Origin of the sequence: Prodigiosinella confusarubida, assembly GCF_002847015.1 — a bacterium.
Classification (GTDB): Bacteria; Pseudomonadota; Gammaproteobacteria; order Enterobacterales; family Enterobacteriaceae; genus Prodigiosinella; species Prodigiosinella aquatilis.
Window position 1 is genome coordinate 1,341,277 of sequence record NZ_CP025085.1, and the last position, 21,395, is coordinate 1,362,671.

19 protein-coding genes are annotated in these 21,395 nt (G+C 48.7%); 8 read left to right on the forward strand and 11 right to left on the reverse strand.

Translation table 11 applies throughout. From position 1 onward, the window contains the following. Nucleotides 1-3: 3 nt before the first annotated feature. Complete coding sequence (locus tag CWC46_RS06195; protein ID WP_021017125.1) at nucleotides 4-522, reverse strand: DUF721 domain-containing protein; 519 nt, start codon at nucleotides 520-522, stop codon at nucleotides 4-6. Nucleotides 523-550: 28 nt separating this feature from the next. On the opposite strand from CWC46_RS06195, the gene secM reads away from it, so the two are divergent. From secM to mutT, 3 genes are all read left to right on the forward strand, one after another. Next, complete coding sequence (secM, locus tag CWC46_RS06200) at nucleotides 551-1,060, forward strand: secA translation cis-regulator SecM (RefSeq protein WP_021017124.1); 510 nt, start codon at nucleotides 551-553, stop codon at nucleotides 1,058-1,060. A 101-nt stretch (nucleotides 1,061-1,161) separates the two neighbouring features. Next, nucleotides 1,162-3,858: a preprotein translocase subunit SecA gene (secA, locus tag CWC46_RS06205; RefSeq protein ID WP_021017123.1), complete on the forward strand. Its 2,697-nt coding sequence runs from the start codon at nucleotides 1,162-1,164 to the stop codon at nucleotides 3,856-3,858. A 191-nt stretch (nucleotides 3,859-4,049) separates the two neighbouring features. Then, nucleotides 4,050-4,445, forward strand: coding sequence for an 8-oxo-dGTP diphosphatase MutT (mutT, locus tag CWC46_RS06210; protein WP_021017122.1), 396 nt, complete (start codon nucleotides 4,050-4,052; stop codon nucleotides 4,443-4,445). Between the two features lie 24 nt (nucleotides 4,446-4,469). On the opposite strand, the gene yacG is transcribed toward mutT, so the two are convergent. Genes yacG through coaE form a run of 3 tightly spaced genes read right to left on the reverse strand, consistent with a single transcriptional unit; the run spans nucleotide 4,470 to nucleotide 6,042 of the window. Further along, nucleotides 4,470-4,667, reverse strand: coding sequence for a DNA gyrase inhibitor YacG (gene yacG, locus CWC46_RS06215; RefSeq protein WP_021017121.1), 198 nt, complete (start codon nucleotides 4,665-4,667; stop codon nucleotides 4,470-4,472). A 9-nt stretch (nucleotides 4,668-4,676) separates the two neighbouring features. After that, on the reverse strand, nucleotides 4,677-5,429 hold the full coding sequence (gene zapD / locus CWC46_RS06220; protein WP_021017120.1) for a cell division protein ZapD: 753 nt from the start codon (nucleotides 5,427-5,429) through the stop codon (nucleotides 4,677-4,679). Next, nucleotides 5,422-6,042: a dephospho-CoA kinase gene (gene coaE / locus CWC46_RS06225; RefSeq protein ID WP_021017119.1), complete on the reverse strand. Its 621-nt coding sequence runs from the start codon at nucleotides 6,040-6,042 to the stop codon at nucleotides 5,422-5,424. The genes zapD and coaE overlap by 8 nt, the downstream gene beginning before the upstream one ends. Nucleotides 6,043-6,214: 172 nt before the next feature. Here coaE and CWC46_RS06230 point away from each other — a divergent pair, with 172 nt between their 5' ends. Continuing rightward, nucleotides 6,215-7,255: a GMP reductase gene (locus CWC46_RS06230; RefSeq protein ID WP_037382437.1), complete on the forward strand. Its 1,041-nt coding sequence runs from the start codon at nucleotides 6,215-6,217 to the stop codon at nucleotides 7,253-7,255. 26 nt (nucleotides 7,256-7,281) lie between these two features. On the opposite strand, the gene hofC is transcribed toward CWC46_RS06230, so the two are convergent. The 4 genes from hofC to nadC form a co-directional block, all read right to left on the reverse strand. Continuing rightward, a complete protein-coding gene (hofC, locus tag CWC46_RS06235) occupies nucleotides 7,282-8,484 on the reverse strand; it encodes a protein transport protein HofC (protein ID WP_021017117.1) in 1,203 nt (400 codons plus the stop codon). A gap of 9 nt (nucleotides 8,485-8,493) precedes the next feature. After that, on the reverse strand, nucleotides 8,494-9,912 hold the full coding sequence (gene gspE / locus CWC46_RS06240; protein ID WP_021017116.1) for a type II secretion system protein GspE: 1,419 nt from the start codon (nucleotides 9,910-9,912) through the stop codon (nucleotides 8,494-8,496). 2 nt (nucleotides 9,913-9,914) lie between these two features. Further along, complete coding sequence (ppdD, locus tag CWC46_RS06245) at nucleotides 9,915-10,361, reverse strand: prepilin peptidase-dependent pilin (RefSeq protein WP_037382375.1); 447 nt, start codon at nucleotides 10,359-10,361, stop codon at nucleotides 9,915-9,917. 201 nt (nucleotides 10,362-10,562) lie between these two features. Beyond that, the gene (nadC, locus tag CWC46_RS06250) at nucleotides 10,563-11,453 is read right to left on the reverse strand and encodes a carboxylating nicotinate-nucleotide diphosphorylase (RefSeq protein ID WP_021017114.1); all 891 of its coding nucleotides are present in this window, start codon (nucleotides 11,451-11,453) and stop codon (nucleotides 10,563-10,565) included. Between the two features lie 366 nt (nucleotides 11,454-11,819). Between nadC and ampD the strand changes: the two genes are divergently transcribed. Beyond that, nucleotides 11,820-12,371: a 1,6-anhydro-N-acetylmuramyl-L-alanine amidase AmpD gene (ampD, locus tag CWC46_RS06255; RefSeq protein WP_021017113.1), complete on the forward strand. Its 552-nt coding sequence runs from the start codon at nucleotides 11,820-11,822 to the stop codon at nucleotides 12,369-12,371. Nucleotides 12,372-12,388: 17 nt separating this feature from the next. Next, nucleotides 12,389-13,243: a beta-lactamase regulator AmpE gene (ampE, locus tag CWC46_RS06260; RefSeq protein ID WP_021017112.1), complete on the forward strand. Its 855-nt coding sequence runs from the start codon at nucleotides 12,389-12,391 to the stop codon at nucleotides 13,241-13,243. On the opposite strand, the gene CWC46_RS06265 is transcribed toward ampE, so the two are convergent. The 3 genes from CWC46_RS06265 to CWC46_RS06275 form a co-directional block, all read right to left on the reverse strand. Beyond that, the gene (locus tag CWC46_RS06265; protein ID WP_021017111.1) at nucleotides 13,244-14,194 is read right to left on the reverse strand and encodes a glycoside hydrolase family 43 protein; all 951 of its coding nucleotides are present in this window, start codon (nucleotides 14,192-14,194) and stop codon (nucleotides 13,244-13,246) included. Then, complete coding sequence (locus CWC46_RS06270) at nucleotides 14,194-15,606, reverse strand: glycoside-pentoside-hexuronide (GPH):cation symporter (protein ID WP_021017110.1); 1,413 nt, start codon at nucleotides 15,604-15,606, stop codon at nucleotides 14,194-14,196. The genes CWC46_RS06265 and CWC46_RS06270 overlap by 1 nt, the downstream gene beginning before the upstream one ends. A 214-nt stretch (nucleotides 15,607-15,820) precedes the next feature. After that, nucleotides 15,821-17,176, reverse strand: coding sequence for an amino acid permease (locus CWC46_RS06275; RefSeq protein ID WP_021017108.1), 1,356 nt, complete (start codon nucleotides 17,174-17,176; stop codon nucleotides 15,821-15,823). Nucleotides 17,177-17,822: 646 nt separating this feature from the next. Here CWC46_RS06275 and pdhR point away from each other — a divergent pair. Both pdhR and aceE read left to right on the forward strand, forming a co-directional pair. Next, nucleotides 17,823-18,587: a pyruvate dehydrogenase complex transcriptional repressor PdhR gene (gene pdhR / locus CWC46_RS06280; protein ID WP_021017107.1), complete on the forward strand. Its 765-nt coding sequence runs from the start codon at nucleotides 17,823-17,825 to the stop codon at nucleotides 18,585-18,587. Between the two features lie 138 nt (nucleotides 18,588-18,725). Beyond that, complete coding sequence (gene aceE / locus CWC46_RS06285; RefSeq protein WP_021017106.1) at nucleotides 18,726-21,389, forward strand: pyruvate dehydrogenase (acetyl-transferring), homodimeric type; 2,664 nt, start codon at nucleotides 18,726-18,728, stop codon at nucleotides 21,387-21,389. Nucleotides 21,390-21,395 lie beyond the last annotated feature (6 nt).

Here is a 21,395-nt window from a genome sequence, read left to right on the forward strand (position 1 = left end):
CTGCTACGACTGGTTTTTGCTGGTACTCTCTCCGGCCAGCGATGCCAGTCGTTCTAACACTCGTTTTAATCCCTCTGGACTTTGATTTGCCAATCCCTTCAACATATCAGCACTTTGTGGACTCAGTTTTCTTAATGCCGTCGTAGATGATCTCTCTGTGTGTGGTGATGCTTCTTTTCTCTCTTTTTCATACGCTTTTGCGGCCATCTCTGGATTAATCCTGATGTCGATCGCAGCTAATGATGGTAGTATTTGTGCACGTAGTGCAGAGAGCAGCGTTGGCTGTTCATAACGTAACCGCATCATCCAACTGGCATTAGCGGTTTCAAGCACTAACAGATTGTGTCGGTAATTGGCGACCCGGCACCAGGGGTGCAGTTGTGTCGGTAATAGTGCGCTAACGGCCCGATTAAGTTTTAATAATGCGATAGCGCGTTGCTGGATATCCCGTAGTGGACTATTTTTCGCATCCGATGCGCTATCGAAAAGATATTCCAATGAATGTGGGCGGCTATCACGCATAACGCAGGCTCCGACGGACAGTAAACTTGTGATTGGTATTCTAAATCGTTGGCGACAATTTGGTAGGCGTTATTTCTGGCCGCATCTTCTGTTGGGGATGGTCGCGGCGAGTCTTGGTTTGCCTAACAGTCTGGGAGAATCGCAGAATCCGTCGTCACTATCAAATTCCTCTTCGGCAATAAGCCGCCAGAATTCGGTTTCTTTTGATTTTACTGACCTGGTGGCGTTGAAGGATTCACACCGCCGTTCATCGTTTAGCGTTGATTACTGGCATCGACATGCCATACGCACGGTGATTCGCCATTTGTCTTTTGCACTGACTATTCCCCAGTCAAGTAATTTTGTGCCGTCTGAATCTCCGTCTACTGTACACCATCAGGTATTACTTGAGACACTGAATGCACTGTTGACGCATGAAGTCAAACCGCTAACGTTGTCTGTTGCGGCGGAATATCATTTCCCTCTCCCTTCTGTTATTCATCAGCCCGGACTCTGGTTGGCTCAGACTCAGGGTATTCGAGCGGGTCCTTGTGCGTAACGCCGATAACGTTAACGCTATAGCGACGAGTTATAGTTTCCTGAAATTTTCTGATGTTATGCCATTACTGAAAGAATGGCATTGTTGAGATTAAAATTACTATGTTAATGAAATTTTTAACCAAAGTTTTTGGTAGTCGTAACGATCGTACTTTGCGCCGTATGCGTAAAGTGGTGGATGTGATTAATCGTCTCGAGCCCGATATGGAAGCGCTTTCTGATGAGGCACTGAAAGCGAAAACCCAGGAATTCCGCGAACGTCTTAAAAATGGTGAGAAGTTAGAAGCATTGTTACCTGAATCTTTTGCGGTGGTGCGTGAAGCCAGTAAGCGTGTTTTTGGCATGCGTCATTTCGATGTGCAGTTAATGGGCGGGATAGTACTTAATGAGCGCTGCATTGCAGAAATGCGTACTGGTGAGGGTAAAACGCTAACTGCAACGCTACCGGCTTATCTGAATGCTTTGACCGGACGCGGTGTGCATGTTGTGACGGTGAATGATTATCTGGCGCAGCGTGATGCTGAGAATAACCGCCCGCTGTTTGAATTTCTTGGCTTGACGGTGGGAATTAACCTGCCTGGCATGCCTGCTCCTGCGAAACGCGAAGCGTATGGTGCTGATATTACCTATGGTACCAATAATGAATACGGCTTTGACTACCTGCGTGACAATATGGCTTTCAGCCCGGAAGAACGCGTACAGCGCCAGCTTTATTATGCGTTGGTGGATGAAGTTGACTCCATTCTGATCGATGAAGCCCGTACCCCACTTATTATTTCCGGTCCGGCAGAAGACAGTTCCGAACTTTATATCCGCGTTAACAAAATCATTCCTTACTTGATTCGTCAAGAAAAGGAGGATTCAGACACTTTCCAGGGAGAAGGTCACTTCTCTGTAGATGAAAAAGCGCGTCAGGTTAACCTGACTGAGCGCGGTCTGGTGGTGATTGAAGAGTTGTTGGTGAAAGAAGGCATTATGGATGAGGGTGAGTCATTGTATTCACCGACCAATATTATGCTGATGCATCACATCACTGCTGCGTTGCGTGCACATGTACTATTCACCAAAGATGTTGATTATATTGTTAAAGATGATGAAGTAATCATCGTAGATGAGCATACGGGTCGTACAATGCAGGGGCGTCGTTGGTCTGATGGCTTACACCAGGCAGTGGAAGCGAAAGAGAATGTAACGATTCAGAATGAAAACCAGACACTGGCATCAATTACTTTCCAGAACTATTTCCGCCTGTATGAAAAACTGGCCGGGATGACGGGGACGGCGGATACCGAAGCGTTTGAATTCAGTTCTATTTATAAGTTGGACACTATTGTTGTCCCGACCAACCGTCCGATGATCCGTAAAGATCTGCCTGATTTAGTATACATGTCCGAACAGGAAAAAATTAACGCGATTATTGAAGATATCAAAGATCGTGCCGCCAATGGGCAGCCGATTTTGGTCGGCACTATTTCGATCGAAAAATCAGAAGTCGTATCACATGCACTGACGGCTGCGGGCATCAAGCACAGTGTATTGAACGCCAAGTTCCATGCAATGGAAGCGGATATTGTTGCTCAGGCGGGGCAGCCTGGTGCCGTAACGATTGCTACTAATATGGCCGGGCGCGGTACAGACATTGTGTTGGGGGGGAGCTGGCAGGCGGAAATCGCACATCTGGAAGCCCCGGATGAAGAGCAGATCGCGGCCATTAAAGCTGCCTGGCAGAAAAGGCATGATGCGGTGTTGGCGTCAGGTGGTCTGCATATCATTGGTACCGAGCGCCATGAGTCCCGTCGAATTGACAACCAACTGCGTGGCCGTTCTGGTCGCCAGGGCGATGCTGGTTCCTCTCGCTTCTATCTGTCGATGGAAGATGCACTAATGCGTATCTTTGCCTCTGATCGTGTTTCCAACATGATGCGTAAGCTGGGTATGAAAGAAGGCGAGTCCATTGAGCACCCATGGGTGACCAAAGCGATTGCCAATGCACAACGTAAAGTCGAAAGTCGTAACTTTGATATTCGTAAGCAGTTGCTGGAGTACGATGATGTGGCCAACGATCAGCGCCGGGCCATCTACAGTCAACGCAATGAATTACTTGATGTTTCTGATATCAGTGAGACGATTAACAGTATTCGTGAGGATGTATTCAAGGCCACGCTTGATAGCTATATTCCGCCACAGTCGCTGGAGGAAATGTGGGATATCGCCGGGCTGCAACGACGCCTGATCGCTGATTTTGATCTGGACCTGCCGATTAGCGAGTGGCTGGATAAAGAGCCTGAGCTGCATGAAGAGACGCTTCGCGAGCGTATTTATGAACAGGCGGTGGAAGTTTATCATCAGAAAGAAGAGGTTGTGGGCAGTGAGGTGATACATAACTTTGAGAAAGGTGTGATGTTACAAACGCTGGACTCATTGTGGAAAGAGCATTTGGCGGCGATGGACTATCTGCGTCAGGGAATTCATCTCCGTGGTTACGCCCAGAAAGATCCTAAACAGGAATATAAACGCGAGTCGTTTTCCATGTTTGCGGCTATGCTGGAATCGCTGAAATATGAAGTGATAAGCACCTTGAGTAAAGTTCAGGTGAGAATGCCAGAAGAGATAGAAGCGCTGGAACAGCAACGCCGTGAAGAGGCTGAACGCCTGGCTCGTCAGCAGCAACTAAGTCATCAGGATGATGTCACTGCGGGTATTCCTATTCATGTCGATCGTAAAATTGGCCGCAATGACCCGTGCCCGTGCGGCTCTGGCAAAAAATATAAGCAATGTCACGGTCGTATTCAGAAATAAGACTGGTTTGTTCGGTATAAGATGAAAGGCGGTCAATAACCTGAGCCTGAAAACTCGGACATGTTATTTCGGTGAGCATGAGGATGGCGTGCCTGAGGGGACGCTTCTCCTCGTGTCAGACTAGAATATTCAGGTGTCTTGGTTGACGGGCATGATGAGTTAATGACCGTGTTTACGTGATGGAAGATATGATGACGCAAAAACCTTTATCCGTTGCGGTGGGGATTATTCGCAATACCCAACGGCAGTTTTTTATCGCTTGTCGGCCTGCCGGTGTTCATATGGCGGGTATGTGGGAATTTCCGGGAGGAAAGGTCGAGCTGGGGGAAACACCGGATCAGGCATTAATCCGGGAACTGTGTGAAGAAACCGGAATTGAAGCTATTGACCCACAACCACTGGACAGCAAAACATTTTCTATTGGTGATCGCCTGATTACATTGCATTTTTTCCTGGTGGAGAACTGGCAGGGTGAGCCTTATGGTCGGGAAGGTCAGCCATCACGTTGGTTGTCTGCAGAGGAACTAAGAGAAGATGAATTTCCACCAGCAAATGCAGAGATGATCCGCTGGTTGAAAACGCACTAAGTCGCTGAGATTCCCACCACCAGATTAGTCTTTCTGTTCGCTCCAGTTTTCATTCTCAGAAATGTCTTCATTACTGGGAATGTATTTCTCTTCATCTGCCCATTCTCCAAGATCGATAAGTTGGCAGCGTTTGCTGCAGAAAGGGCGATAAGGGCTTTGTTTGCCCCAGACTACCAGTTTGGCACAGGTCGGGCATTTTACTGTGGTGATATTGTCATCCATTGTTTTCTCCTAACAGCAGGCCAGTTCAAACAGCAAACGTGGCGGAATTTGTCCATGTTCGCTATCCAATGGTAAGAAGCGAATGGCATAACGAGTTTTGTGACCAGAAATTTGTGGATAGAGTTGGTTCTCCAGCTCTATACGTAAACGCAGCAAATCGGTATCGGCGGCGTTGCCCTGATAAAAACCGTTCAGACTGGTTTGCGGACGAAATATTCCAGAGTAGCGGATCAGTTCCAGAATCATATCCAGTGAGTGTTTCAACGGAGAAAGTGAACTCATCCAGTCAGATATCTGGCTAGTCTTCTGCTCCTGCAACTGATGCAGCCAGATATGCAGAGTAGGTAAATCGAAGCTGCAACAACCACCGGGAATACTGAGCCGCTGACGCACCATGCCGATGAGACGGTCTTCCCGTAGGCCTTGTCCCATCCGAGGGGCTGATACCAGGTTGGTGGACTGTTGTTTCAGGTTTTGTCGTAGAGTATTAATGCGCTCCATATCGACACCAGGTACTTCACTCCACTGCAATAGCTTATGTTGTTGGCGTTCTAGCTCTTTCAGTAATTCAGGCCGAGGATCGCCACGCTCAAGAATATCCAGCATATCCGCGATGGCACGGAAGAATGTCAGTGCAGTTCCGATATCGTTCAGTGCATGATTGTCACACATCTGCTGTAGTAAAAACTCAATGCGTAACCAGGTGCGCATTTTCTCATTTAGTGGATATTCAAATAAAATCGTTGATGAAACATCACTCATTATTAGTAATCCTGTCTGTTGCTGCCAACTCAAGATAACGTTGATGTAAAGCAGCAATGCGCGGAGCGAGATCGCTCGGGCTACCGTTATTGTCAATGATATCATTGGCACAAGCCAGGCGCTGTTCCCGTGTCGCCTGGGATGACAGTATATTTTTCGCTTGCTGGCGACTGATTCCATCGCGGGCAAGAGTGCGTTCCAACTGGATTTCCGGGGAGACATCCACGACCAGAATGCGTTGTGCTCGCTGCTGTAAATTATTCTCGATTAAAAGAGGGACAACCCATAAGACGTAGGGACCAGGCGCAATCTGTAGCTGGCGTTGTGTTTCTGCGCTGATCAGTGGGTGGAGCAAGTTGTTCAGCCACTGTTTGTCTTCTGGAGCCGAGAAAATACGTTCACGCAGTGCGGCGCGGTTGAGAGTACCATCAGTGTTAAGTATGGCAGTACCATATTTTTGTACAATTTTTTTCAGTGCCGGTTTACCAGGCTCAACAATCTGGCGGGCAATAATGTCCGCATCAATGGTGGTTATCCCCAATTTGGAGAAGCCCTCCGCTACTGTACTTTTACCGCTACCAATACCGCCAGTTAAGGCTACGATGTATGCCATTGTGTCAATCTGAAAAAAACGAAGTGAATTTACCGGATTCTAGCCCAAATAAAGGTAAATTCGCAGTCTTGCTGCAGGATTATTCATGCGTATGATAACGTCACTGGATATGGCACTTAATCACGACGATTATTTTCTTTGCAAATTTTCGCCGCTAACCAGGATGTATCTCATGCGTATTGAAGAAGATTTAAAGTTAGGTTTTAAAGACGTTCTTATTCGTCCGAAACGTTCTACCTTAAAAAGCCGCGCTGAAGTGGAGCTGGCACGTCAATTTACTTTTCTCCACGCAGGATGCGACTGGTCCGGTGTACCGGTTATTGCCGCCAATATGGACACCGTAGGTACATTTCGCATGGCACAGGTATTGGCGACATTTGATGTCTTAACTGCCGTGCATAAGCATTATTCCCTGGAGCAATGGCAACAGTTTGTCAAAGACTCTTCTGCTTCCGTGTTGCGTCATGTAATGGTTTCCACTGGTACATCCGATAATGATTTTTCCAAAATGAAACAGATTTTGGCGTTGTCACCAGAACTGAAATTTATCTGCATTGATGTAGCCAATGGTTATTCCGAACATTTCGTTACGTTCCTGCAAAAGGCGCGTGAAGCTTGTCCGGATAAAGTGATTTGTGCAGGCAATGTCGTGACCGGGGAGATGGTGGAAGAGCTTATCCTGTCTGGCGCGGATATTGTTAAAGTTGGTATCGGGCCTGGTTCCGTGTGTACGACACGCCTGAAAACTGGCGTGGGATACCCGCAGCTTTCTGCTGTTATTGAATGCGCGGATGCAGCACACGGATTGGGTGGGCAAATTGTCAGTGATGGGGGATGTGCTTCTCCTGGGGATGTAGCCAAAGCCTTTGGCGGCGGAGCAGATTTTGTGATGTTGGGAGGCATGCTGGCTGCACATGATGAATGTGAGGGGACGGTGGTGGAAGAGAATGGTGAGAAGCAAATGCTGTTTTACGGCATGAGTTCAACATCGGCCATGCAACGTCATGTCGGTGGTGTAGCGGAATATCGTGCAGCAGAGGGAAAAACCGTGAAGCTACCGCTGCGTGGGCCGGTAGAAAATACTGTACGTGATATCCTCGGTGGATTACGTTCAGCTTGTACCTATGTTGGCGCCTCTCGTCTGAAAGAGCTGACCAAACGCACGACCTTTATCCGGGTAGTAGAACAAGAGAACCGTATTTTTAATCAGTAGTTACTGATGCTGGCTGGCTGGCTGGCTCAGGCTCCAGCCAGCACATTGCCCAGCTGGAATATCGGCAGGTACATGGCGACAACCAGTGTGCCAACCATTCCACCTACAATGACGAGTAATATGGGTTCCAGTGTTTGCGTTAGCGTTTCGGCAAACTGTTGGGTATGACGTTCGTACCATTTGGCCAATTGGGCAAACAGATTATCCAGTGCCCCGGTTTCTTCACCCACACGGATTAATTGCTGACAGGGGGCCGGGAACAGAAAAGAATCGTCGATTGCTTCACCCAGTGGTATTCCCTGCTGTATTTGCGACTGAATGTGCTGCAATGCATGTCGGTATATCCGATTGTTGAGACCGGAAGCCGCGGCCAATCCGGAAGGGAGCGAAACACCAGCATATTGTGTCATAGCCAGTGTATGAAAAATCTGACTTAGGCAGTTTCCTCGTATGATTTTTGAAACAACTGGCAGTTTCAACCACAGCCGTTGCTCCCGAGTTTTCCAGACACTATTCCGTTGACGCAGATGGATATAGATCAAGGAAACAAGAAACAGGATGAGGATACCGGAAACACTATAGTGTGTTATCAGATCAGACAATGTCAGCAGTGTCCGGGTAAACCAGGGCAAGGGCGCATCAAAAGAGGCATAAAGCTGGGCGAACTCAGGCAATACCTGCGTCATCATTAACAAACTGACTGCTATACCCACGGCAATAACAAAGCAAGGATAACGCAGTGCTTTGGCGACTTTTTGTCCTAGTTCCTGTTGTGTTTCCTGATATTGCGCCAGTTGCAGACAGCATTCATCCAATTTCCCTGTTAGTTCTCCAACTGTAATTAATGAGTAGCAAATAACGGGAAATATCATGGGGTAACTACGCAATGTTTCAGAGAGTGTCTTACCCTGAGAAATCTGTACGCCAATATCTTGTAACAGGCAACGCCATCCTGGACGTTCGTGCTGTTCGGCAATCAGTGTCAGTGCATTCAATAGCGGTAATCCTGCCTGTAGCAGAGTCGCTAACTGGCGGATAATGGCGGTTAGCTCAGTAGTGCGCCAGTAGTGTCTGGTCAGGTATTGGCCGGTTTTCACCCGTAAAGGTTGATACCCCAGTTCAATCAGATAGTCATAAATCTGCTGTTGCTGAAAACCAATACGTTCACCATAACAAAGTTCTCCATCTGTAGTGATTGCCTGCCAATAGTACAGTTTTTGTAACCTCATGTTTTCCCCTTAATTTGTAATATCACCTATGACCCGATAGACTTCTTCTTGAGAGGTAACACCTTCATTAACCAGAGATAATCCGGCAGATAGTAACGAAGGGAATACAGTTGAAGAGGCGTGGGCGGCTTGTTGGACCGGAATGTCTTCTGCTAATGCCTGCTGCATGTCAGGTGTGATAACCAACAATTCGTAAATGGCTGCACGGCCGTAATAACCGGAGAAACAGTGGTTGCATCCTTGGGCTGTCCAGCGGTGTAACGAGCCTTGCCAGAGATGTGGTGGTAAAGATAGTTCTGGTGTTGTGGCCGTGCGGCAGTAAGGACACAACCGACGAACCAGACGCTGAGAGATGATCAGTCTTAGCGCTGCGGCTAATAAATAGCCGGGAACGCCCAATTGCCTTAGCCGAGTAAGTGTTTCAGCGGCTGAGTTAGTGTGCAAGGTGGATAGCACTAAGTGCCCGGTTTGTGCCGCATTCACTGCTATTTCGGCTGTTTCGGCATCACGGATTTCACCGACCATAATCACATCTGGATCTTGTCGCAACAGCGCCCGCAATACTCGCCCAAAGCTCAGGTTATTCTTGGTGTTTATCGCTGTTTGATTAATGCCCGTAAGTGGTATTTCCACGGGGTCTTCCACACTGCATATATTACGACTGGTGTCGTTGAGCCAGCGAATGGCGCTGTAGAGTGTAAAGGTTTTCCCACTGCCAGTGGGGCCAGTCACTAAAATCATGCCCTGAGGCAACTGAAGTGTTTTCATAAATTGTTGTAATGCCACCGGAGAGAGCCCCAGCGTTTCCAGTGTAAGTGCGTGCTGATGGGTCTGTAGTACCCGGAGCACCACTTTTTCGCCTTCCTGCACCGGCAACGTGGCGATACGAAATGAGTAGGATTGTTGGTCCAGTGACAGACTGAATTGCCCATCCTGAGGCAGTCGTCGTTCTGCAATATTCAGCTTCCCCATAATCTTGAGCCTTGCAGTGATACGCGGGGACAGTTCAGCAGCAACTGATGGAACTTCTTGCAATACACCATCGATGCGCAACCGAACACGATAGCCAGACGTCAGTGGTTCAAAATGGATATCGGATGCGCGTCGCTGTATTGCCAACTTCAGGGTTTGGTTGATGAATTGCACTACTGGTGCATCTTCACCGTCGTCTATTGTGTTTGGCGCCGCCTGATGCTGTTGTACATTTTCTGTCTCCTGATAAGGGTTCAGATGTTGCTCTAATCTGGCTACAGGCCACTGTTCAATCAATACATGTCGGTTGCTGGCAAAACGCAGAGCAGAAATTAACTCTTTCGATTCAGTACCGTTGATGGCGATGGATAAGGTCTGGTCATCCATGTCCAGCAATAGCGCATGGTAGCGGTGGCATAGGGATGATAGTTCTTTGGACAGGTCATTATTCATCATGGTCAGCCTGCCGTATTATCAAAGCGGAACACATCCTGACAGGCTTGGCGCAAGCTCTCCGCGTCGGCATCAGTCTGGCAGTCCCTTGTCCAATGTGATGCACCGGTTTGCACATCCAGACTGGGCGTCATCACAACGCGTAATCCTTGCAGTGTTGACTGTCCCGTCAGGGAAATCGACCCTTGACTGACGGTAGATGCACTGACATAGCGGGAGGTTGTCGCTGTCGGTATCCCCTGACTGCCAGCGTTACAAGTAGCAAAGCTAGCGTTGCTCAGACCACAGAGATCGATGGTGGTTTTGTAGGAAACCATGGTCTGGAGCATGTCTGTCATGGCGGCTTTTTGCAGATAGCCCTGATAAGCGGGAATACCCAGGGAACTGAGTATGGCGATGATCACAATGACCACCATCAGCTCGATTAGCGTAAATCCATGCTGTTTCACGATATCAATCCTTGCTGTGACGGGTGGCGGCAGGATAGCGTTGCTGGTGTAACTTCGTCGATGTGGTGAAATCAGATCAGGAACTGTGCTCGGGGAAATTTTTGAGGATTACGTTGAATAACGATTTTTTTGCGTAGTCGGTTACAGTTTTGTCTGGTGTTCCAGGTGTGGCAGTAGGAAAAACCCGGCAATGCCGGGCTTGATTCAGTTTAAACGCATAGAGAGATCCAGTGCATGGACATGTTTAGTTAACGCACCAACCGAGATGTAATCGACACCGGTTTCGGCATAGTCCCGTAACGTTTTCAAGGTGACATTACCGGAAACTTCCAGCAGAACCCGCCCTTGAGCAAGCCGTACTGCCTCACGGATTTTTTCCAGACTGAAGTTATCCAGCATCACGATATCCGCACCTGCATCCAGTGCTTGTTGTAGTTCATCGAGGGTTTCCACTTCCACTTCAACCGGGACATCGCTGCGTAGCTGGAACGCCTGCTCTACCGCCTGCCTGATAGATCCGGCGGCAATAATATGGTTTTCCTTGATCAGGAAGGCATCAGATAATCCCAGGCGATGATTGCTGCCGCCGCCGCATAAAACCGCATATTTCAATGCTGTTCGTAATCCAGGCAGCGTTTTGCGGGTATCCAGCAACTGAGTGTGAGTTCCTGCCAGCAACTTCACATATCGGCTGACTTCTGTGGCGATGCCGGACAGTGTCTGCAGAAAATTAAGTGCGGTACGTTCTCCAGTTAAAAGTTGACGCGACGGCCCTTGCAAGCGGCACAGTGGCTGATTTTCCGTCAGCAGTGAGCCATCTTTCACATACCATTCCACACTGACCTGATCGCCAAGCTGGTGGAAGACTTCTTCCAACCAGTGTTGCCCGCAGAAGATACCGGCTTCACGAGTGATAATGACGGCGGTTGCTGATTTGTCATCTGGCAGTAGTAGGGCAGTGATATCCTGTTGTACATCAACCTCACCACCCAAATCTTCGCATAACGCCAGACGAACGCAGACCGGAATATCATTCTCAATGCGTTTTAACAACATTGCCTGGCGTTGTTCCTGACTATAACGACGAGTAGTCATCGTATAAAAACTCCGAGAGGGATCCGGAGGCTTATGCTACCTTGTTTATGCAATGACATCCAATTTGAATGTTTTTATAATTCAAAATGTTACTTGTTATTCTGGGCGGTTCACGCAGATATCGCCAGTATGAAGGATAATGCGAAGCGCGGGTTGTCAGCCATCAAACATGACCTCATCCGTTTGCTGGAGCCGTTAAGGAGAGGGCATCACAATCGAATTTAATGATAGGATAATCAATAATAGCTTTATATCCAGCCGGTTAGTCTGGTTTCTGGAAACGTGCTACTCTTTTTGCCGAGATCGTGCGGCAGTGTAATAGACCGATATCGATCTTCATGGTGCATTGATGTAAGGGTTCTGCTGATGAGATTGGAGAATGGCTGGTTATCAGGGGTCACGCGTGTTCCGTCTCCCTATCATGATGATCGGCCGGAGAATGAACTACCTTCCTTGCTGGTGGTACATAATATTAGTCTTCCGCCTGGTGAGTTTGGCGGCCCTTATATTGATCAATTATTTACCGGCACGCTGGATGCAGCTGCACATCCCTATTTTGCGGATATTTGTCATCTGCATGTCTCTGCCCATTGTTTGATTCGCCGCGATGGTAGCATTGTTCAGTATGTGTCGTTTGATAAACGGGCTTGGCACGCGGGTGTTTCACACTTTGAAGGGCGTGAGCGTTGTAATGATTTTTCCATCGGTATTGAGCTGGAAGGAACCGATACGCTACCTTTTACCACCGAACAGTATTCTCAATTGGCGACAATGACTCGCCTGTTGTGCCGTGCTTATCCGATTACGCCATCACGCATTACCGGGCACAGTGATATTGCTCCCGGACGCAAAACCGATCCTGGCCCGGCCTTTGACTGGGATTTTTTCCAGCATTTGTGGCAGGCTCACCTGGATTAAGAAGGGAGTAACAACAGATGACGCTGTTTACATTATTATTGGGGTTAGGGTGGGAGCGCTTGTTTAAACAAGGTGAACACTGGCAGTTGGATCATCATTTGGAAGTGTTGTTCCGCCACCTTTCACCTCCCACATTGTTTCAGACAATTACGCTGACCTGTTTCAGTATGGGTGCAGTGGCGTTGGTATTGTGGTTTTTCAGCGGACTCTTGTTTGGTGTGATTTTGCTTCTGTTATGGATTGCGATTTGTCTGCTTTGCATTGGCGCCGGTGAAGTAAGGCAGCATTATCATCGTTACCTGCAGGCCGCGGATCGCGGTGAAGCCGATGCCTGCCGGGAGATGGAGGCGGAATTGTCATTAATACATGGCTTGCCAGTGGAAAGTGGTGAGCATGAACGGCTGAAGGAGTTACAAAACGCGCTGTTGTGGATTAATTTTCGCTTTTATCTGGCACCAATATTCTGGTTTATCGTGGCGGGCCCATATGGACCGGTAGCGCTGGTGGGATACTCTTTTTTGCGAGCCAGACAAGCTTGCCTAGCCCGGCACCATACGCCACTGGACCGTGCCCGTTCAGGCGTGGATTCGCTGCTTCACTGGCTCGATTGGATCCCGGTCCGATTGGCTGGCGTGGCTTATGCATTGCTCGGACATGGTGAAAAAGCATTACCCGCATGGTTTGCTGCGCTAGGGGATTTCCATAGCTCGCAATATTGGGTATTAACCCAGTTGGCCCAGTTCTCACTGGCCCGAGAGCCTCATGTTGATCAAGTCGAAGCACCAAAAGCGGCGGTTACTCTGGCGAAGAAAGTGACGCTGGCGATTGTGGTTGTCGTGTCGTTGCTGACTATTTACGGTGCGTTGGTGTAATCATTGTTCAGCCGGCGGTATGCCGAAATCTGGCATACCATCGGCACTCCAGTTGAAGGTTTTGATACGCGTATGTCGGTTCGGATCCCACAAGGGGTCGCCCTCAATTTCCGTATAGTTACGTGCATGATAAACCAGCACGTCCTCACCATTTTCTGCCGTGGTAAAGCTGTTATGCCCCGGACCATACTGCTGATGTAGCCAGTGTGTCGTAAATACCGGATGCGCCGATTTTGACCAGTTGGTTGGGCGCATGGGATCCGCGTCGGCGTCAATCCACAATAATCCCATGCAGTAGTTTTCATCAGTCGCGCTGGCGGAATAGCTGACAAACAGTTTGTCGCCGTGGCGGATCACTGCCGGACCTTCGTTAACGCTGAACCCGACGCACTCCCACGGGTACTGTGGGTGGCTGAGCATTACCGGTGGGGTTTTTAGTGTCCAGGGATTTTCCAGTTCCGCTAAATAGAGATTGGAGTTGCCGGGAATCAGCGGATCTTTCTGCGCCCATAAGTACCAGTTTTTACCCTGATGCTGAAAAACGGTGGCATCAAGGGCAAAGCTATCGATAGGGGTACGGATCTGCCCACGCTCATACCAACAGCCGCTTAGCGGATCACTGTCATAACACTCAAGTGCAAACATGCGGTGCTGAAATAGCCCGTTTTTAATTGCTTTACTCGGTGCTGCGGCGAAATAGATTATCCAGCTACCATCGATAATATGCAGCTCCGGTGCCCAAATCAGTTCGCTCATCGGGCCGCTGTCCGGTTTGCGCCAGACCACTACCGGGGTAGCATTGCGCAGTCCGATCAGGGTGCTGGCGCGGCGAATTTCCAGCCGATCGTATTCGGGTACCGAGGCGGTAAAGTAGTAGTTATCGTTGTGGCGCAGAATAAAAGGATCAGCGCGCTGTTCAATTAGTGGATTAGGCCAGCTCTGGTTACTCATCACGCCACTCCTTTCGTTTTTACATCAAGATGTTTACCATCATGGTAGTCGCTTGGCTCCCGATGGTTCTCGCGTCGTTTGGCAAGATCGAGCTGAATGGTCTGCATCGTCTGGCGATCCACTTTCAGTAAACGAACCACTCCGGCGGTTATCAGGTAGCCGACGCCTGGGATCACGGTAAACAGCAGCACAATACCGTTAATCGCTGAGGCACTTTGCTGCTTTGCCCCGGCATCGTAGCCGTACCACGACAGCAGAAAACCTACCATGGCGCCGGCCACTGCCAGTCCCACCTTCAGGAAGAACAGATTGCCGGAGAAGCTGATGCCGGTAATACGCTTGCCGGTTTTCCATTCGCCGTAATCATCAACGTCAGCCATTAGCGACCAGTGCAGTGGCGACGGAATTTGGTGGAAGATATTTAGCAGGAAATACATCACCATAATTAATATCGTGGCGTGCGGGTCGAGAAAGTAGAAACCGGTGGAGAAAGCTGCCAGCACGATATTGATCCAGAAAAATACTTTCAGTTTACACCAGTGGTCGGTAAGTGTTTTCGCCAGCGTACTGCCGATCATCATGCCCACTACGCCAAGACTGATAAACAGAGTGGCAAAGCTGGTCGATTGCTGCATAACCCAGATGACGTAATACATGGTGGCCGCCATGCGAATAAAGCCGGGGCAGACGTTGCAGAAGGTCAGCAGCAGGATACGTACCCACTGATCGTTTTTCCATGCGCCTTTTAAGTCGGCCTTTATATCATCATTACCCGGTACTGCCGGTGTAATGCGTTCGCGTACTGTGGCAAAACTAAACAGAAACATAAACAGACCAATAGTGGCCAGCACGCCCATCGCCATCTGATAGCCGCGCGCTTTATTGTCACCGCCAAACCATTCTGCCAGCGGCAACAGCAATAGCGACAGAATCAGTGTGGCAATGCCGACCATCACAAAACGATAAGACTGACAGGAAACGCGCTCGCCGGGATCGTTGGTGATAACGCCGCCCAGTGAACAGTAAGGAATATTAATCGCGGTATAGGCAAGCGACATCAGAAAGTAGGTGACAAAGGCATAGACCACTTTACTTTCATATCCCCAGTCCGGCGTGGTAAACATCAGCACGCTGAATATGACGTAAGGGACTGAAACCCATAATAACCATGGTCTAAAACGTCCCCAACGGCTACGCGTACGGTCGGCAATCGCGCCCATAATCGGATCGGTGATGGCATCTACTACCCGTACCGACAGTAGCAGGATGCCGACCATTGCCGGCGCCAGCCCGAAAATATCAGTGTAAAAGTAACTCAGGAATAACATGACGGCGCCGTTGATCATATTGCAACCCGCATCGCCCATACCGTAGCCAATCTTCTCTTTAACTGAAAGTGCTGTAGTGCTCATCGTCTGTTCCCACCCCTGGATGATAATCCTGTGTAGTGGAAAACATTATTGATGATTATGTCTTCATCTGCGCAGCAGGAAACCGCCACACAGATAGATAAAATGGCTGAAGATGGGGAGGTGTGATGGAGTTAACAATACGTACATTGAAAATCATCAATACGGGTGGTATTCGAAATATCGTAGGGGGAGCCATTAATGGTCCCCCTTATCATTACGCTTTCTGCACTTTGCCTTTAATAAAATAGCCAATGCCCAGTATCAATATCCAGACCGGAATCAGTAGTACGGATATCCGAATACCCGGTGTCAGGTACATAATCACCAGAATGGCGGCCAGAAATAGCAGGCACAGATAGTTGCCAAATGGATATAACAGCGCTTTGAATTTAGTTTCTGTTCCTTCGCGCTCTTTTTGCGCACGGAATTTCAGATGTGCCAGACTGATCATCGCCCAGTTGATCACCAGTGCGGAGACCACCAGCGCCATCAACAGCTCAAACGCTTTACCGGGCACCAGATAGTTAATCAGTACACACGCTGCTGTCGCCAGAGCTGAAAGAGCAATCGCGACAACGGGGACACCACGGCTATCCATTTTCAGCAATACTTGTGGGCCGTTACCTTGTTTCGCCAAGCCATACAGCATACGGCTATTACAATATACACAGCTGTTGTAGACCGACAGCGCTGCGGTTAATACCACAATGTTTAAGACCGTTGCGACTATATTACTGTTCAATGCATGGAAAATCAGAACGAAAGGGCTACCACCTTCCACCACCTTTTCCCAAGGGTACAGTGATAACAATACCGTCAGGGAGCCAATGTAGAAAATCAGGATACGGTAGATAACCTGGTTGGTGGCGCGCGGAATGCTTTTTTCCGGGTCATCCGCTTCTGCAGCGGTAATACCGACCAGTTCGAGGCCACCAAAAGAGAACATGATGACGGCCATCGCCATGACCAACCCGTTAATACCATTCGGGAAAAATCCTCCCTGAGCCCATAGATTGGTAATAGTCGCTTCAGGTCCACCATGGCCGCTTATCAATAACCAACTGCCAAAGGCAATCATCCCGACAATGGCTGCAACCTTGATGATGGCAAACCAGAATTCCAGTTCGCCATACACTTTTACATTGGCCAGGTTGATGGCATTGATAAACAAAAAGAAGACGGTGGCAGAAACCCAGGTCGGAATATCTGGCCACCAGTATTGTACGTAAATGCCAACTGCGGTCAGTTCCGCCATGGCGACCAGTACATACAACACCCAATAATTCCAACCAGAAGCAAACCCGGCAAAATTACCCCAGTATTTATAGGCAAAATGGCTGAAAGATCCTGCTACAGGTTCCTCTACTACCATTTCTCCAAGTTGGCGCATGATGAAAAAAGCGATAATACCGCCAATGGCATATCCCAGCAGGACAGACGGCCCCGCCATTTTTATTGTCTGTGCGATGCCGAGAAACAGACCCGTACCTACTGCACCACCCAGGGCAATCAACTGTATATGACGGTTTTTTAAGCCACGCTGTAGCGTTCCGTCTTGTTGACCTTCCATTGTTTTAACCCTCTGCCGATGTAAGCCAAGGCAAGGAAATACCGGCAGCATGATAGCGCGGTGTTTTTGCCTTTTTACGTTTATGTAATTTTATGTTTACGGGAGACTGTCGGATGAAAATGCCGAGCTATCTACCGTTCGTCAGAGAATAGTGATAAGCAATTAAGATTGCACTGATTTCTTGCTGATATTGAGAGGGAAATGCAGTGCAATGATACAAAGCTACCCCTTTGATGTTTTTTATCCTTTCTCGCTACCAGTAGATTTCCGATTTCACGTTGATCCGACACATTACACATGTATTTAAAGCGCCTTGCACAAGGCCAGAACAGCCTTCCACGGCAAATATGAATTTAAATTCTATTTTAGTAAATTAATATTCAAAAATTGGTCATTTAAACGGTTCAGCTTTGCCTGAAATTGGTTTCAAAAAAGTTAAAATAGTTGGATGGGAGCAATGGTAATACCACTGACCTCTTAAGCCTTTGCAGCATATATTTCAGGCATTTGTTAAAATTTAAGAGGATTGGTAATTTAGCGCAACGACTGTATGGACAGAAGGTGAATACTTTGTTACTTTAACGTCACGTTTTTTGGAATTGGTATTACCAATTTACTCTGCGCTTTCCGCTGAGAAGAATTCACCATGGCATACAGCAAAATCCGTCAACCCAAATTGTCAGATGTGATTGAGCAACAGCTGGAGTTTCTGATCCTTGAAGGAACCCTACGTCCCGGCGAGAAACTTCCCCCGGAGCGTGAGCTGGCTAAGCAGTTCGATGTCTCCCGTCCTTCTTTGAGAGAAGCTATACAGCGTCTGGAAGCCAAAGGACTGCTTTTACGCCGTCAAGGCGGTGGCACTTTCGTGCAGACCAATCTCTGGCAGAGTGTTAGCGATCCGCTGGCAGAATTACTGAGCAATCACCCCGAATCACAATTCGATCTCCTCGAAACTCGTCATGCGCTTGAAGGCATTGCTGCTTACTATGCTGCATTGCGTGGCACAGAGTCGGATTTACAGCGTATCCGAGATTGTCATGCCTTGATTGAAAAGTCTCGGGAAGCCGGTGATTTGGAGGCGGAGTCAGAAGCCGTTATGCACTATCAGATCGCCGTCACCGAAGCCACTCACAACGTGGTACTGCTGCATCTGCTGCGCTGTATGGGGCCGATGCTGGAACAAAATGTGCGGCAGAATTTTGAATTGCTTTATCTGAGCCGGGAAGTTTTGGCGAAGGTAAGCAGCCATCGCGCCAGAATTTATGAGGCGATTGTTGCCCGTGAGCCAGAACAGGCGCGCGAAGCATCACACCGTCACCTGGCGTTTATTGAGGAAATATTGCTGGATCTTAACCGGGAACATAGTCGGCGCGAACGATCACTGCGTCGGCTCCAGCAACGCAAGGATTAAGTGCCCTATTTGGGGTTCTGTATGCGATAACCAAGACGAAGGGCCTGTCTTCCTGCGCTTTTTTCCATCGCAGGTTCAGAGTGTAAGAAGACAGGCTCCAGATAACTCAACTGATTAGAAACAGATAAGGAATAAACCATGTCAGAACGTTTGAATAATGACGTGGATCCGATCGAAACACGCGACTGGCTACAGGCGATCGAATCGGTTATCCGTGAAGAGGGTGTTGAACGCGCTCAGTTCCTGATTGATCAGGTACTTTCCGAAGCGCGTAAAGGTGGCGTCAAAATGGCTGCCGGCAGTGCAGTAAGCCAATATGTGAACACCATCAGCGTGGACGATGAGCCGGAGTATCCTGGCAACCTTGAGCTGGAGCGTCGTATTCGTTCTGCTATCCGCTGGAATGCGATCATGACGGTACTGCATGCTTCGAAGAAAGATTTGGAGCTCGGTGGTCACATGGCGTCATTCCAGTCTTCCGCCACGTTCTACGAAGTGTGCTTTAACCACTTCTTCCGCGCCCACAATGCGCAGGACGGTGGCGATCTGGTGTATTTCCAGGGTCATATTTCTCCAGGCATCTATGCCCGTGCCTTCCTGGAAGGCCGTCTGACAGAAGATCAGATGAATAACTTCCGTCAGGAAGTCCATGGTAATGGCTTGTCTTCTTACCCACATCCAAAATTGATGCCGAATTTCTGGCAGTTCCCGACCGTATCCATGGGATTGGGGCCTATCGCGGCTATTTACCAGGCTAAGTTCCTGAAATATCTGGAACATCGTGGCCTGAAAGATACATCTAAACAAACCGTTTATGCGTTTCTGGGCGATGGTGAAATGGATGAGCCGGAATCCAAAGGCGCCATCACCATCGCTACCCGTGAAAAACTGGATAATTTGGTGTTCTTCATCAACTGTAACTTGCAGCGTCTGGACGGACCGGTTACGGGTAATGGCAAGATCATTAATGAACTGGAAGGTATCTTCGGTGGCGCCGGCTGGGAAGTTATCAAGGTTATCTGGGGTGGCCGTTGGGATGAACTGTTGCGTAGAGATACCAGCGGTAAGCTGATCCAACTGATGAATGAAACCGTTGATGGTGATTACCAGACCTTTAAATCCAAGAATGGCGCTTATGTGCGGGAGCACTTCTTCGGTAAATATCCAGAAACCGCCGAACTGGTGAAAGACTGGACTGATGATCAGATTTGGGCGCTGAACCGTGGTGGTCACGATCCGAAGAAAGTCTATGCCGCTCTGAAGAAAGCGCAGGAAACCAAAGATAAACCGGTTGTTATTCTGGCACATACCATTAAAGGCTACGGTATGGGTGATGCGGCTGAAGGCAAGAATATTGCCCACCAGGTTAAAAAGATTAACATGGACGGCGTGCGCTATTTCCGTGACCGCTTCAATGTGCCGGTCAGTGATGAAAACATCGAAAAGCTGCCGTTCCTGACCTTCGAGAAAGATTCCGCAGAGTACAACTATCTGCACGAACGTCGCCAGGCTCTGGAAGGTTATTTACCGACTCGTCACACTAAGTTTACCGAAAAACTGGAATTGCCGACGATGGAGGATTTCAGTTCTCTGCTGGAAGAGCAGACCAAAGAAATCTCTACCACTATCGCTTTTGTTCGTGCTCTGAACGTGATGCTGAAGAACAAATCGATCAAAGATCGTCTGGTTCCGATTATCGCTGATGAAGCCCGTACTTTCGGTATGGAAGGTCTGTTCCGTCAAATTGGTATCTACAGCCCGAATGGTCAGCAGTATACTCCGCAGGACCGCGAGCAGGTCGCCTACTACAAAGAAGACCAGAAAGGTCAGATTCTGCAGGAAGGCATCAATGAACTGGGTGCTGGCGCATCCTGGCTGTCGGCGGCAACGTCTTACAGCACCAACAACCTGCCGATGATTCCGTTCTACATCTACTATTCCATGTTCGGATTCCAGCGTATCGGTGATCTGTGCTGGGCCGCCGGCGACCAGCAGGCTCGTGGCTTCCTGATCGGCGGTACTTCTGGCCGTACGACGCTGAATGGTGAGGGTCTGCAGCATGAAGATGGTCACAGCCACATTCAGGCGCTGACTATTCCAAACTGTATCTCCTATGATCCGTCTTATGCCTATGAAGTCGCGGTGATCATGCATGATGGTCTGGTTCGCATGTACGGTGAAGCGCAGGAAAATATCTATTACTACATCACCACACTGAACGAAAACTACCACATGCCAGCCATGCCGCAAGGTGTGGAAGAGGGTATCCGCAAGGGTATTTATAAACTGGAAACGGTTGAAGGCGCTAAAGGTAAAGTTCAGTTGCTGGGTTCAGGTTCTATTCTGCGTCATGTGCGTGATGCCGCTCAGATTCTGGCGAGCGACTTCGGTATCGGCTCTGATGTTTATAGTGTTACGTCCTTTACTGAACTGGCCCGTGATGGCCAAGATTGTGAACGCTGGAACATGTTGCATCCGACGGAAACCCCACGCGTACCGTTCATTGCCCAGGTCATGAACGATGCACCCGCTGTCGCTTCCACCGACTATATGAAACTGTTTGCAGAACAGGTACGAACCTACATCCCGGCCAGCGATTATCGCGTACTGGGTACTGACGGTTTTGGTCGTTCCGACAGCCGTGAGAACCTGCGCCACCACTTCGAAGTGGACGCTTCCTACGTGGTAGTTGCAGCATTGGGTGAACTGGCTAAACGCGGTGAAGTTGACGCTTCTGTAGTGGCTGAAGCCATCAAGAAATTCAGCATTGATCCTGAAAAAGTTAACCCGCGTCTGGCATAAGAGGTA